Annotated in this window: 10 protein-coding genes and 1 tRNA gene; 2 read left to right on the top strand and 9 right to left on the bottom strand. The window is 62.2% G+C overall.

The annotated features are described in order from the left end of the window. Positions 1-738: 738 nt before the first annotated feature. Complete coding sequence (locus CH92_RS20500) at positions 739-1476, top strand: 2OG-Fe(II) oxygenase (RefSeq protein ID WP_025243630.1); 738 nt, start codon at positions 739-741, stop codon at positions 1474-1476. Between the two features lie 186 nt (positions 1477-1662). Here CH92_RS20500 and CH92_RS20495 read toward each other — a convergent pair whose 3' ends face one another. The 5 genes from CH92_RS20495 to CH92_RS20475 form a co-directional block, all read right to left on the bottom strand. Next, positions 1663-2055 (bottom strand): GFA family protein, encoded by a 393-nt coding sequence (locus tag CH92_RS20495; RefSeq protein WP_025243629.1) that lies wholly within the window; start codon positions 2053-2055, stop codon positions 1663-1665. A gap of 316 nt (positions 2056-2371) precedes the next feature. Then, a tRNA-Thr gene (locus tag CH92_RS20490) sits at positions 2372-2447 on the bottom strand. A 75-nt stretch (positions 2448-2522) separates the two neighbouring features. Then, on the bottom strand, positions 2523-3755 hold the full coding sequence (locus CH92_RS20485) for a methyltransferase (protein ID WP_025243628.1): 1233 nt from the start codon (positions 3753-3755) through the stop codon (positions 2523-2525). 93 nt (positions 3756-3848) lie between these two features. Beyond that, on the bottom strand, positions 3849-5225 hold the full coding sequence (locus tag CH92_RS20480; protein ID WP_025243627.1) for a TRAP transporter large permease: 1377 nt from the start codon (positions 5223-5225) through the stop codon (positions 3849-3851). Continuing rightward, positions 5218-5763, bottom strand: coding sequence for a TRAP transporter small permease subunit (locus tag CH92_RS20475; RefSeq protein WP_025243626.1), 546 nt, complete (start codon positions 5761-5763; stop codon positions 5218-5220). Before CH92_RS20475 ends, CH92_RS20480 begins: the two co-directional genes overlap by 8 nt. Positions 5764-5959: 196 nt before the next feature. On the opposite strand from CH92_RS20475, the gene CH92_RS20470 reads away from it, so the two are divergent. Then, positions 5960-7063, top strand: a complete 1104-nt coding sequence (locus CH92_RS20470; RefSeq protein WP_025243625.1) for a TRAP transporter substrate-binding protein — start codon at positions 5960-5962, stop codon at positions 7061-7063. Positions 7064-7128: 65 nt separating this feature from the next. Here the strand turns inward: CH92_RS20470 and CH92_RS20465 are convergent, their stop codons facing one another. The 4 genes from CH92_RS20465 to CH92_RS20450 form a co-directional block, all read right to left on the bottom strand. Beyond that, positions 7129-7554, bottom strand: a complete 426-nt coding sequence (locus CH92_RS20465; protein ID WP_025243624.1) for an OsmC family protein — start codon at positions 7552-7554, stop codon at positions 7129-7131. Positions 7555-7657: 103 nt separating this feature from the next. After that, on the bottom strand, positions 7658-7966 hold the full coding sequence (locus tag CH92_RS20460; RefSeq protein ID WP_025243623.1) for a DUF2388 domain-containing protein: 309 nt from the start codon (positions 7964-7966) through the stop codon (positions 7658-7660). Between the two features lie 63 nt (positions 7967-8029). After that, positions 8030-12406: a PAS domain S-box protein gene (locus CH92_RS20455; protein ID WP_038623604.1), complete on the bottom strand. Its 4377-nt coding sequence runs from the start codon at positions 12404-12406 to the stop codon at positions 8030-8032. A 222-nt stretch (positions 12407-12628) separates the two neighbouring features. Continuing rightward, complete coding sequence (locus tag CH92_RS20450; RefSeq protein WP_025243621.1) at positions 12629-14278, bottom strand: L,D-transpeptidase family protein; 1650 nt, start codon at positions 14276-14278, stop codon at positions 12629-12631. Positions 14279-14477 lie beyond the last annotated feature (199 nt).

Below are 14477 nucleotides of genomic sequence, written 5' to 3'. Positions count from 1 at the left end.
CGCAGACCCCCGGCGAAAGGCCACCAGGCTCTCTATACCCGCACATGCAGCACTGGCGGGCACTGTACGAGCGAGACGGGAATGTGGAGCCAGCGTGCATCGAGCCGCGCCATGCGTTCCGTTCCGACCAGCTGCATTGGAGGAAAAGAGCGCATCGGCAACGGCATCTGCAGACGGTCTGCTTAATCTGATGGCGTTTTCATCTCAAAAGTGGAACTTTTGCCATCGTTGCTTCTCTTAATCCTGCTGCCGATGCTAGCCGCACCCTGTCGCACTTCGATGCGTCATGGTGCGCCTAGCACCGGCGTCCAGCTTGCCTCGCTTGGGCTGGGTAAGGCTGCCGCGAAGGATTTCGCAAGCGCCAGGGCCGGCGTGAGGATTGCTGCTCGGAGCGGCTAAAAGGGATAGGACTCAGCCTAAATCGGAAAAGCCCCGCATCGTTTGATGCGGGGCTTTTTTTGTGCCGTGCATCCGGTGCGTTGCAATCCAAACGCCCGGAGGCGCCTTGATCGAAAAAAAACGGCTCATGGTCGCCTGTTGAAACGGATCCTCCATCCGTGTTCGAAAGCTAGAAGCGGAATGCGGGCACAGGCGCGCCAGTCCACACTGAGTCGACTAACGCAGACGAGCAGGCCACTCATGATTTAGGTGCAGAGCAAGGCCGAGTGGGCTATCAGCGCGCTTATCGCTGACGGGTATCGCTTGGGGTGCATGCGAACGGCAAGAGCAGGGTGAGCGATGACCAGTTCAACAGGTGGCTTGGGTTGTGACACGATCGAGCAGCGGATCAGTGGGTTCGACTGGCTGCAGGCCGCTGAGGACTTGGATGCATACGGCTATACCGTGCTCAAAGGGCTGCTTTCACCGCGAGAATGCAAGCTACTGATCGAGTTGTATGACCGGGACGAGATTTTCCGAAACCGAGTCGTCATGCAGCGCCATGGTTTCGGTCGTGGTGAATACAAGTATTTCGGTTATCCGCTTGGGTCGCTCATCGGCGAATTGAGAACCGCGCTCTATCCCCACTTGGCGCCCGTCACCAACCGTTGGAATCAGGCGTTACGCATTGACATGCGCTATCCGCTGGTACTTGCCGATTTCCTCGCCCTCTGCCACGCCGCAGGGCAGTCGCGGCCTACACCCTTGTTGCTGCGGTACGGTCAGGACGACTACAACTGTCTGCATCAGGATGTCTACGGGGAACATACCTTTCCGCTGCAAGCCACGATTCTGCTGTCTCGACCGGGCCACGATTACACGGGCGGCGAGTTCGTGCTCACCGAGCAGCGCCCAAGGATGCAGTCCCGCGCGGAAGTCGTCCCCCTCCAACTGGGTGACGCCGTGATATTTGCAGGCCGGCACCGACCGATCCCAGGCAAACGGGGTTTCTATCGAGTCAACATGCGGCACGGGGTAAGCCGCATCCGCACTGGCCACCGCTACGCGGCGGGGATCATCTTTCACGATGCGCTGTAGCCTTGGGCTTGCTGGACTTGCAGATCAGCTCGATACGCGCAGCACGCGCTCTGAATTTGCCCGACGTTCGTTTGAGTGACAGCACTGGTGTAGCCCGAGCCGAGGTGAGCGCATTTATGCTCCACTCCGGCTTGAAGACCGACGGGGTCAGCCGCCATCAGAACCTCTTGGCGCAGCGCGTGTTACCTACTCTTCCACACGACTCGTGCCTTCACGGTCATGCTCGTATCGCCTCGTGAGTGGAAACGGCGGCAACCAGGACTCGCGACGGACGATCCAGCTTTCATAGGTTGGCATCAATTGGTCTGGAGCATCCAGGGAGCCCAGGTTCACTTCGATTTCGTCTGCAGTGCGGGCAAAAACCGACGAGCCGCAACGGGGACAAAAAAACCGCCCGGCGTAATCGCGTGTTTCGCCTTCGATCGTCACCGCATCCTGCGGAAACACCGCGGCGGCAAAAAACAGAGCCCCGTGATGCTTGCGGCAATCGAGACAATGACAAAGGCCGACCCGGTACGGGAGCCCCGACGCCACAATCCGGACGCTCCCGCAAAGACAACCGCCTTTGAACTGGTCCATGCTGCGCCTCCTTTGAAATCAATCGCTCGGGTTGTTTGCCGCGCGACTTCTACCGGGCGTCCGGGAACGGCGCCCGGCTTATGCGGCTAATGGCTTTACGGCATCGCCAGAATGCACGGGACGGCATACGCTGTTTTTGATTAACGACGCTCTTGATTGTTCATTGGCGTGCTGCGCCGAAAAGACGAGCTGGGGAGGCATGCTGCAAGAATAAACGGAGTCAACCAAAGGGCCTCCGCTGTAGACAAACCTTCCACGCGGAAAACACTTAGGCAACAAAAAAGGGCTACGCTTTCGCGTAACCCTTTGTTCTGTATGGTGCCGGCACCAAGAGTCGAACTCGGGACCTACTGATTACAAGTCAGTTGCTCTACCAGCTGAGCTATACCGGCTAAAAGATGGGCGCCATTATAGCCATTGCTCGCGGCGAGTAAACTGTTTGTTGTCAGTTGTTTGCATCGTATCGTTCAGGTGTTTGCGCGGTGGGCGTCGAGCTCGGCGATTAGCATCAGATTACGGGGGGTCAGCTCGGCTGGGCAGAAGGTGCCCAGCCGTACCGCGTAGCCGTTTTCGGCCAGCAGCAAGGCGCGGTCGAGCAGCAGCCAAAGTTCCAGCGGGCGGCGGAACAGGCCGCGCAGCAGCTCCAGATTGCGTACTTCGGCCAGGCGTTGCCAGCCGCATCGTTCGAGGGCGGTCCAGTCCGGCGCGGGCGGTTCTGGCAGCTCTTTTAACGCGGCCAGGTCGCGGCAGTACCGTTCGAAGCTTTTTTTCAGCCAAGTGGCCGGTAGCGAAGGCGTCGGCAGGTAAGCGTCCTCGCCGCGGAATTCACGTTGAAGCAGGTCGAAGCCCAGGCGCCAAGCCATCGATTGATCGCGTTGGCGCCTTTCCCGGGCGCCGGCGGTAACCGTTTCGTTGAGGGGCAGGCCGAGGTCGTCGCGCGAGAGCTGTAGATCCGACCGTGCGACAAGCTTCGACATCGGCTGGTAGTGGGTGGTCTGGATGCGGTTGTAACAGCAGGGGGCGATTGCCAGTTGGCGGCAGCGCTGCGCGATGCTCAGATCGATCAGGCGGACATGCAGATCGCCGCAGGCATGCAGCGCGACCGGCGTCACCATCGGGTCGAGCAGTGCGGTCGCGCCTTCATCCATCACGTCCTGCTGGCGATGTGTCGCGGGGATGCCAAGTCGCTCGCTGAGACGGCTGCCCGCAGTGACCAGCGTCGAATCCCATTCCAGACAGGTCAGCGCGCCACCGCGAGCAGCCAGAAGACGTCCGAGATGACCCTTGCCCGCGCACCAATCGAGCCAATGTGCTGGGTGCTCACTGAACGCCAGTGCGGAGCCGAAAGCCTGAATCTGCAGCCATTTGCGTCCAGGTACGTCGACCAACTGCCGGACATCAGTGCACGGGTTCGTCGACCCGGGCAGCAGGTCCATGACGCTCAGGCTCTTGGCCTGCGCGGCCAGCTGGGGGAATGGAGCGGGTGCCGTGAGGTCGGCGGGATGGTTGTGCGACGCCTCGGCTTCTGCCAGCGAGCGGCTGCGCAGCCATCGGGCCAGCTCTGGATGGGCCGTCTCCCAGGGCAGGCGCCGGTGAGTGAAAGGGCGCGGTCGCCATAACGCCTGATGGTTCAGCAGAAAGGCGTCGAGCTGCTGAAAGCGTTCGGCCAGCTGCGCGTGACTGAATGTGTCGGTGGCCATGAGGGCTCGGCGATGGTGGCATGGTGCGTATGATCGCGCCAAAACCGGTTGCCGAAAAGTCAGACGCCCGTCGAAACGGGCGTCTGCACGGGACTATTTGCCGTAAATCTGCTCGGGCAGCCAGGTGACCAACCCAGGGAACTGGTAGGCGACTACCAGCAGCAGGAGCTGAATCAGGATGAAGGGGACGACACCTTTGTAGATCGTGCTGGTGGGCACCGATTTGGGCGTCACGCCGCGCAGGTAGAACAGCGCGAAACCGAAGGGCGGCGTGAGGAAGGACGTCTGCAGGTTCAACGCAATCATCACGCCAAGCCATACCGGATCCAGCCCCATGGCCAGCAGTACCGGCCCGACGATCGGCACCACCACGAAGGTGATTTCGATGAAGTCGAGGATGAAGCCCAGCAGGAAGATCACCAGCATGACCACGAAGAAGGCGCCGAGTACGCCGCCTGGAAGCTGGGCGAACACGTCTTCGATCAACACTTCGCCGCCAAATCCTCGGAACACCAGCGAAAACAGCGATGCGCCGATCAGGATCAGGAACACCATGGCGCTGATCTCGGTGGTGCCATAAGCCACCTCGCGCAATTGGCCGAAGTTCAGCTTGCGCTTGTACAGGGCCAGCACCATCGCGCCCAGCGCGCCCAGCGCGGCGGCTTCGGTCGGGGTCGCGTAACCGGCGAGGATCGAGCCGAGCACGGCGCTGATCAGCAGCAGCGGCGGCACCAGCGCGTTGATCAGCTTGCCCCACTCGATCGGGCCAAGCTCTTCCTGCGGCAGCGCCGGCAGTTTCTTCGGCTGAAAGATCGCCACGGCGATGATGTAGAGAATGTACATGCCAACCAGCAGCAGGCCCGGGAGCAACGCGCCGACGAACAAATCTCCGACTGAGACGGTCTTTGGCGAGAAGATGCCCATCTTCAATTGCGCTTGCTGATAGGCGCTGGACATCACGTCACCCAGCAATACCAGCACGATCGACGGGGGAATGATCTGGCCCAGGGTGCCGGTGGCCGCGAGGGTGCCGGTGGAGATGGCAGGGTCGTAGCCGCGGCGCAGCATGGTAGGCAATGCCAGCAGCCCCATGGTTACGACTGTAGCGCCGACGATGCCGGTGCTGGCCGCGAGCAGCGCGCCCACCACGCAGACGGAAATCGCCAGACCGCCGCGCAGGGTGCCGAACAACCGCGACATGGACTCGAGCAGGTCCTCGGCTACACGACTTTTTTCCAGCATCACGCCCATGAACACGAACAGCGGCACGGCCAGCATCGTTTGATTGTTCATGATGCCGAACAGACGGTTCGGCAGGGCGCTCAGGTAGCCAGCGTCGAAGGTGCCGGTGACTACGCCGATACCGGCGAACAGCAGCGAGACGCCGCCAAGGGTGAACGCCACGGGGTAGCCGGCCATCAAGGCTGCGCAAATGCAGACGAACAACATTATCGCCATCAGCTCAACCATGCTTCACCTCCGGCGCCGGCATGCGACCGGCTACGATGTAGCCTGCCTTGATGATCTCGGCAATGCCTTGCAGGGCCAGGCAGAAGACCAGAACCAAGATGATGCTTTTTTGCAGGTAGACGAAATGAAGCCCGCCCGTTTCACTGGAGGCTTCAAACGTCGCCCAGGAATTGCCGACGTAGTCCCAGCTCGCCCAGCCGAGAAACAGGCAGACGGGTAGAAGAAACAGCAGAGTGCCGAGCACTTCGACCAAGGCCTGGTAGCGGGGGCTGAAACGCTGATAGAAGATGTCGACGCGAACGTGGCCGTTGCGCTGCAGGACCCAGGCGGCGGCGCCCATGAAGACCAACGCGTGCGCGTAGAGGACGGCTTCCTGCAGCGCCGCGGCGCCGATGCCGAAACCGTAGCGCAGCACCACGACGACGGCGGTGCCGAGGACCAAAAATATTGTCAGCCAGGCACATGCCTGTCCGAAGCGGGCGTTCACGGCGTCGATCACCCTGGCGAGACCGAGCAGTGGAGGGGCGTGTTTCGACATGGCAGATCCTTTATTGTTATGGCCCAGAAGGCCGGCGATTCTAGGCGGCTGCGCGCCGGAGCCGCAACCGGCAGTACTACGTACGTAGTGAATGTACGTAGTCGCAGTGCTTGAGTGAGAGATAGCCATATGATAGCTAGAACCACCTGAGTTCGGGGGTTCCGATATTCAGCATTACAACAACAAGGAGTGACCCATGAAACGTCGTCAAATTCTGGCCGCCGCAGGTGTCGGTCTGGCTGCAACCGCACTGGCGGGTTGCAACAAGGAAACCGAGAAGACCGCAGCCAAATCCGAAGGCAGCGCAAGCGCCGAAAAATTCAACTGGAAGATGGTTACCTCGTGGCCGAAGAACTTCCCCGGTGTGGGCGTCGGCGCGGAAAACTTCGCCAAGCTGGTCAATGAAATGAGCGATGGCCGCCTGACGGTCAAAGTCTACGCCGCGGGTGAACTGGTTCCGGCACTGGAAGTGTTCGACGCTGTTTCACGCGGTACCGCAGAGATGGGGCATGGCGCGCCTTACTACTGGAAAGGCAAGGTTCCGGCCGCACAATTCTTCTGCGCATTGCCGTTCGGCCCCAACGCTCAGGAAATGAACGCCTGGCTGCACCGCGGCGGTGGCATGGAGCTTTGGGAGGAGGTGTACAAGCCTTATGGTGTATTGCCGATGGCGTGCGGCGCTACCGGCGTACAGACCGCTGGTTGGTTCAACAAGGAGATCAATTCGGTCGACGACTTCAACGGTCTGAAGATGCGTACCCCGGGTCTGGGTGGCGAAGTGCTGACCAAGATGGGTGGGACCGTGGTGAACATGCCGGCCGGTGAGATCTTCACCGCGCTGCAGACCGGTGCCATCGACGCCACCGAGTGGATCGGCCCGTACAATGACCTGGCCCTGGGCCTGCACAAAGCGGCGAAGTACTACTACACGCCAGGCTGGCAGGAGCCGAACGTGACCTTCGAACTGGACGTCAACCTCAAGGCCTGGGAAACCCTGCCGGAGGATCTTAAGGCTATCGTTCGGGCCGCTGCTCGTGCAGTCAATGGCGACATGCTCGACGATTACAACGCCAAGAACATGGAAGCACTGGAGCAGCTGCGCGAACAGGGCGTCGAAGTGCGTCGTCTGCCCGATGACGTGCTGGCCCGCCTGAAGGACGTCGCGGCCGAAGTGGTCGATGCCTCCGCTGCAGCCGATCCGGTTGCCAGTAAGGTCTGGGAGCAGCAGAGCGCCTATCTCAAGCGCCTGTACGGGTACGCCGAGCTGAACGAAAAAGACATCTACAACATCCGCGGCTAAGCGCTCAGCTCTGCCGATACGAAAACGCCGCCCACTGGGCGGCGTTTTCGTTACAGCCCGTCGTATCAGCTTTCCAGGGTTGCGCTCAAACTGATCTGGGCGTTGAGGACTTTGGATACCGGGCAACCTTCCTTCGCCTGATTGGCGATTTGCTGGAACTGATTGTCGTCGGCGCCGGGAACCTTGGCCTTCAAGGTCAGGGCGATCGCGGTGATCGAGAAACCTTCGCCATCTTTGTCCAGGGTAACTTCCGCCTTGGTGTCAATACGCTCGGCGGTCAGACCGGCCTGGCCGAGCATCATCGACAACGCCATGGAGAAACAGCCGGCATGGGCTGCGCCGATCAACTCTTCGGGGTTGGTGCCAGGTGTGTCTTCAAATCGGGTGTTGAAGCCGTAGGGATTGTCCTTCAGGGCGCCGCTCTGGGTGCTGATGGTGCCTTTGCCCGTTTTCAGGTCACCTTGCCAGATGGCGGATGCGGTTTTTTTCATGTTTCCTCCGGATGCTGCAAGTGGATGAATGGCAGAGCTCGCCCGCCGTCTGACCGCACGCGGAGCGATATGGCCGACCAGAGCCGGTCGGCCAGCTTCGTGATTACTGCTGTTCGGCTGCGAGAATGGCGCTCGCCAGTTGCATGTCGCTCGCCTGCAGCTGAGGCTGCTCACTGCGTATCTTCAAGAGCATCGCTTCGAGATAGGGACCGCGAATGGCGCCGTCGCTGGCCACGAAGCTGCCGGCGTCCTCGCGTGCGGCAGCGACCAGTTTGTCGTCGCGGGAGGTCATGTAAGTGGAGGCGGTAGTCGCCCCCGAAGACAGAATCTGACGGACGAAGTCGCCGTCCGCCATTGCCGCGCCAAAGGGAATGCAGCTAAGAGTAATCGCTGCCAGTAGGGTCTTGCGCATGATTGATGCCTCCGCTTGATTCTCCTTTAGAGAGTGCGCGGCGGCTGGCAGAGTTCCTCGTCGTTATCCGCTGCGCTCGATCAGTTGGCGAACCTTGGCGCCGAGCATGTCGATGCTGAAGGGTTTGGCCAGCATGTCCATGCCCGGGGCGAGGAACTCTCCGCGAACCTCGGCGTTCGGTGCATAGCCGGTGATGAACAGCACGCGCAGCGCCGGCCGGTGCTGGCGGGCTATCTCGGCCAGTTGTCGGCCGTTGAGACCCGGCAGTCCGATATCGCTGACCAGCAGATCGATACGCTGATCGCCCTGCAAATGGGGCAGCGCGCTGGCGCCGTCCACGGCTTCGAGAACCTGGTAGCCCAGTTCTTGCAGCACTTCGACCACCAGCATGCGAACGGCGGCTTCGTCTTCTACTACCAGCACGGTTTCATTGGCCTGGGCGCCCTGGATCGCCACGGGTGGGGTGTGATGATCCTCCTGCTGTTGCGTCTGGGTCCGATTGCGGGGCAGGAACAAAGTGATCAGCGTGCCCTGACCAGGCGTGCTGTCGATACGCACATGGCCGCCGGTCTGCTTGACGAAGCCATAGACCATCGACAGGCCGAGGCCGGTGCCCTGGCCGATGGGCTTGGTGGTGAAGAACGGATCGAAAGCCTTGGCGACCACTTCAGCCGGCATGCCGGACCCATTGTCGGCGACACTGAGGGTGACGTAGTCGCCCGGCTCGGGGCCGTCGGGCTGCGAATCGCTGATTTGTACGCAACCGGTCTGAATGACCAGCCTGCCACCGTCGCCCATGGCGTCGCGGGCGTTGATCACCAGATTGAGCAGGGCGTTTTCCAGTTGGTGCGCATCGGTGTAGGCCTGCCAGGGATCCGACTGCAAAACGGTGTCGAGCTGGATGTGCTCGGCCATGGTCCGGCGCAGCATGTCCTCCATCGACCGCACCAGCTGGTTGACATCCACCGGTTGTGGGTCGAGTGACTGGCGGCGGGCGAATGCCAGCAGACGGTGGGTCAGAGCCGCGGCACGGTTGGCCGAACTGGTCGCCGCATCGACATAGCGGCTGAGGTCGCTCAACCGTCCGCTGGCGACCCGGCGCTGGATCAGATCGAGCGCGCCCAGCACGCCGGTCAGCATATTATTGAAGTCGTGAGCGAGGCCGCCGGTGAGCTGGCCGATGGCTTCCATCTTCTGCGCATGGCGCAGGGTTTCCTCGGCGCGCGCGCGCTCACCCATCTCCACATGCAGCAGGTGGTTGATCTCCGCCAATTCGCGGGTGCGCTCGGCAACGCGCCGCTCGAGGTTGTCGTTGAGCTCGCGTAGCGCTTCTTCGGCCGCCACCTGTGCGGTGATGTCGGTGTTGGTACCAAACCAGTGCGTGACCTGGCCGAAGTCATCGCGAATGGGTACGGCGCGTGCGAGAAACCAGCGGTACTGCCCGTCCTTGCCACGCATCGGAAACGTTTCTTCCCAAACCGAACCGATGGCTACGGCGCGCTTCATCGAGGCGCTGACACGCATGTGGTGATCGGGATGGTGCACCGACCGCCAGCCCAGCGCGCGCATGGCTTCAAAGGTGGTGCCGGTGTAATCGTACCAGCGCTTGTTGTACCAATAGATGCGCCCTGTCGGGTCCGCCATCCAGGCAAACTGGCTCATGTTGTCGGCAAGGGTACGGAACTGCTCTTCACTGGCGCGCAAGGCCTGTTCGGCGCGCATCCGCTCGTCTGCGGTCCAGGCGCGGTCGGCGACTTCGCGGATAAAGGAAATGTCGTCTTCGGCCCACTGTCGCGGACGGTCCTGCAGCAAGATCAGTGCGGCGCTCAGGCGCCCTTGTTCCTGCAGCGGCACGCAGACCAGACTTTGTATGCGTCGCAGCCTCAAGCTTGCCGCTTGCGCGGCGGTGCGGGTGTCATGCAGGACGTCGTCTACCACCACCAGTTCGTCATTCTGCAGGTCGTAAACGAAGTCGCCGTAATCGGCGAAGCACATGTGCTCGCTGTAATCACCCAGCGCACCGTCGCTCCAGTAGCGTTCGATAGTGGCGTACTGGCCACCGGGGTCGACGGTCAGGAAGGCGGCGCGGGTTACGTTGAGGGTCATGCCCAAGGCGCGCACAGCCGCCGCGACGATGGTGGCGCTGTCCGGCTGTCCGCGTAGCAGATCGCCCAGTTCCATCAGTACCGATTGTCGCTGCCCGGTTATCTGACGCTCCTGTATCTGTTCCTCGAGCAGGGCGTTCATGCGCAGCAGCTTCAGCTCTGCGTTGCGTTCGGCGGTGATTTCCCGGGCGGTACCGAGCAGGCGTATTCCGCCGTCGGCATCGAGCAGGCGCCGGCCGCGGTTGGTCAACCAGCGGAATCGGCCGCTGGTCTCGTCATAGACTCGATAATCGAGATTCAACTCGCCGTCACCGACGCCTTCCAGGGCGTTGCGGAAGGCATCGAGCAGGATGCGCCGATCATCGGCGTGGACCCGTGCGAGAAATTCGTCGACGGACAGTGCCGACTCGTTCGGGGCGAGTCCGGCAAGCGTCTTGAGCTGCGCATCCCAATGCAGCGTGTTGCGCTCGAAGTTGTACTCCCAGACGCCGATCGAGGCGATTTCGTTGGCCAGGCTGACCCGCTGTTCGGCCTCGAGCAGAGCCTTGCGCGCCCTCGTGCGGTCCGCGGCTGCGCGGATGCGCTCGGCCACTTCGCGCACGAGCGAGATATCGGCTTGGCTCCAAGGTCTTGGTTGACGACTAGCGAACAGTAGAAAGGCGCAATTGGCGGTCTGTTCCAGGAGCGGTGCCAGCAACAGGCTGCGGTAGCCGAGATGATCATGCAGGGCGTCGCAATTTTCAGGACAGCCAGCTTCGTCCAGCAGGTCTTCGAACGGCACGATAAGGCCCTGCGACAACCGCAGGTGCAGGATTTGCGCGCATTCCCCAAGCAGATACGGCTCGGCGTGATTGCCGGCGTCCGGGGGCCAGTACTGGTCGATGACCAAGCCATCGCGCTCGTCGAGATGACCGCTGGCAATGCACTCGATCGACATCAGTGGGGCCAGTTGCTCGGCCATGATATCGGTCAGCTCGATACGGCCATCGGTGTCCTGAAGATGGTCGCTGAGATCCAGCAGGTAGGCCTGCTGCGCCTCGCCGCGCGCGCGCTCGCTAATATCGGTAAAGGTGCAGATCGCACCTTGCAATACCCCATCGCGGTAGAGCGGCGCGACCCGGTACTCCACCGGCAGGCTGCTGCCGTCCTGTCGGAAGAACAGTTCGTATTCGACATGCGCAGGCTCGCCGGTGCTGGCGGTTTGCTGGATCGGGCAATCCTCGACGGCATAGGGCGAGCCGTCGGGGTGGCTGTGGTGAATGACCTGATGGATCTGCTGGCCGAGCACCTGATCCTTGCTGGCAAAGCCGAGCAGTCTGACGAAAGCCTCGTTGCACAGGGTGACGAAGCCGCGGGTATCGACGGAATAGAAGCCCTCGCTGGCCGAGTCCAGCAGGCTGCGGGTAAACGCCTCGCTTTCCAGCCGTTCGGTCTCGGCGCGGCGCCGCTCGTGTATGTCCTGGGCCACCAGCACCCAGTGCAACAGGCGACCGTCCTGGTCGTAGACTGGCGCGCCGGAGCCCTGGAACCAGCGCGGGCATCCGTCGGCAGCGAGCAGGGGCACTTCGAAGCTGCCCGATTTACCGCTTTTCAGCGCCGAGCTCCATTGCTGCAGCACCGCCTCCCGGTGGTCCGGCGCGACGGCGTTCAACCAGCCCCAGCCGGCCGATGCGCTGGTCGACAGACCGGTGAAGTCGCACCAGTAGCGATTGCAGAAAATCAGCGAGCCGCTGGCATCGCATTGCCAGATCACCTGAGGGCTGAGGTCGACCAATGCGCGATAGCGCTCCTCGGCCTCGCGAACCGAGGCCGCATAACTCAACGCGCCCTCGTTACTCGGATCATTCTCGTTGGCTGCGAGGTCGCGGCGCCGCTCCAGCAGCGCCATGAGCTGATGGGCCAGCGTCTGCAAATACGCAAGCTGCCGCTCCGACAGCTGCTGCGGCTGGCTGTCCATCACGCACAGGGTGCCGAGCGGCAAACCTTCCGGGCTGTGCAGCGGCGCGGCGGCGAAGCAGCCGGACAGGCCTGCGGCGAGTGGCTCATCGGCCAGACTGGGGATCACCAGGGATTGTGAACAGCTGATTGCGCGGGCGCAGAGTGCCCGGTCCGGCTCTTGGGGATCGTCTTCGTTGCTGATGAAGCTTTTGAGCCACTGACGATCGCCGTTGATGAACACGATGGCCGCGCTGGAGCAGCCGCACAGCTCCGCCGCGAGCAGTGCCAGATCGTCGAACACCGCTTCTGGCGGGATGCTAATGGTGCGGTAGCGGCTTGGCGCGGCCGGTGGGTTGGCCCCGCTCGCCGTGTTGTTGTCTTGGTTCTCCAGATTCACGATTTCTGCTCGGCTATCCATGGCGGCGAGAATGACGTGCTCAGCCGTATGGCCCGAGCAATTGCGTGTAGCGGTGCTGCTTGATCATCTGTCGGTAGTTGCGGCTGCGAAAGATACTCTGGGTGGGATTTGTGGCAAGTAAACCTTGGCCAGCGGACAACCTGCCAGTGCCGCCGGTCCGGTCGCGGGCCTGCGGCCGCTCGGTCTCCCGTTGCCTGGTGACTACCGGCCACTGACGTCGGGCGGCGGCCCCTCGAGTAACTGTAGCCGGTCGGTGGCCAGCAGTGCGGCCAGCAAGTCGGGGTCGCGATGATAGATGTCTGGCCGGTAGTGCGCATGCCCGGCGCTATCCGCTTCGGCTGTCCAGTACGCCAGAAGTATCGGAGTGGGTTCGGCCAAACCGAGCTCGTGCGTCTGGCCCGTCGCGAGCAATCGAGTGAATCGGTCGTGCTCACCATCGGTCAGTAGCAGATCGACCAACTGCATCACCGACTGGACCCTGACGCAGCCGGAACTGAATGCGCGCTGAGAACGGGCGAACAAGCCCTGGCTCGGCGTGTCGTGCAGGTAGATCGAAAAGGGATTGGCAAAACGAATGACCAGACGTCCGAGCGGATTGTCGGGGCCCGCTGCCTGACGCAGGAGAATCCTGCCGGGGCTGCTCCAGTCGATGTGCTCCGGGTCCAGGATATTGCCCTGGTAGTCGAGCACCTGCAGGTTCTGACTGGCGAGATAGCCCAAGTCCTCACGGATCTTGGGCAGTTTATCTTCGCGCAGGATGGTCGGCGGCACGGTCCAGGTCGGGTTGAGGGTGAGGCGGGTGACCGTCGACTTGATCGCCGGCGTCTGCCGGGTGTCGCGGCCGACCTGGCTGCGAGCCTCCCAGAGTGGTTGATCGTCGCGAAAATAGATGACCCGTCCGCCGGCGATGTCGACCAGCAGCGAGCGTGCCTCGATGTCGCGAGACAGCCAGCGAAACCGTTCCAGGTTGATTTTCAGCTGATTCAGCCGGTCGCTCGGCGTTGCGTTCAGCGCGGCCAGTGTATCGGCGCCCAGTACGCCGTCATCCTGCAGTCCGTGGCGGATTTGAAAGGCTTTGAGTGCCTGCTCGACAGGGCGGCTGTAGCGCGCCTCAAGCTCCCCCGTAGCGACCACGTCAACCAGATAGCCGTCGCTGGCCAGGCGCTGGCGCAACAGCGGCACTCGCGGGTCCGACATGCCAGGGCGCAAGGTCGGGCCCGGCGGGATCGGCAGCCATCGCTGCGCAGGTTCGGCGCGCAGACGCGCATGGGCCTTGCGCAGGTTGTGGTACTGCTCGAGCGCCGGGCGCGCCCTGTCGAAGGCCTGCGCGAGATGCGTCAGACCGTCGTCGGCGATTTCCAGTAAGCGGGCGTCCGCTTCTTGTTGGGCCGCGGCGTTGGGGCTGCGCCAGACCGGCTCTAGACGATCCTGCGGCAAGCGCCCTTGAGTCAGGTGCCGCAGCGCCAGCAGATAGGCGTGTGAGGCGAGGATGTCGCTGCACTCGCGATGCAACGGTTCGGCCGTGGCCGTCTGCATGGCGTGACGAATGGCCTCGGGATGGTAGATCGCTGAATTAAGCCCGTCGTCATCCAGCCCATGGAGTTGCTCGAGCAGTTCATCAAGTTGCGCGTAGGAGGTCCACAACGCTGCGAACTGGTGACGGCGATAGAGTTCGGTCAGCTGCGGCAGAGCGCTTTGATCGATCTCGGCAACGGGACCCTCACAGACGCTGGGCAGCGCCTGCAGGGCGGTGCGGATGGCGTTGTATGGCTCGCTGGTGGGTTGCGCCACCGCCAGAACGGGTACGAGCAACACAGCGCTAACCAGACGAAATGCATGTTTTTTGTACAACGCTTCACTCCCGGTCATCCCACCGACTGCTAGACTGCGCCGCTGATCCGCTGCGGTTTGGGAAGAAACCAGACCCAGCCGGGTCACTACAAAATGATCTGTCAGACGAAGTGGGAGCCTGTCCGCTCCCGTCTGACCTGTTTCGCTGTCGCCTCCCGGGCCGCAGCGTGTAAGGCGCCAGCCAAAAGGGATGTGTGGC

This window comes from Stutzerimonas stutzeri (assembly GCF_000590475.1).
Classification (GTDB): Bacteria; Pseudomonadota; Gammaproteobacteria; order Pseudomonadales; family Pseudomonadaceae; genus Stutzerimonas; species Stutzerimonas stutzeri_D.
The sequence above is the reverse complement of the archived record's forward strand: the minus strand, read 5'-3'. Positions and strand labels throughout refer to the sequence as shown.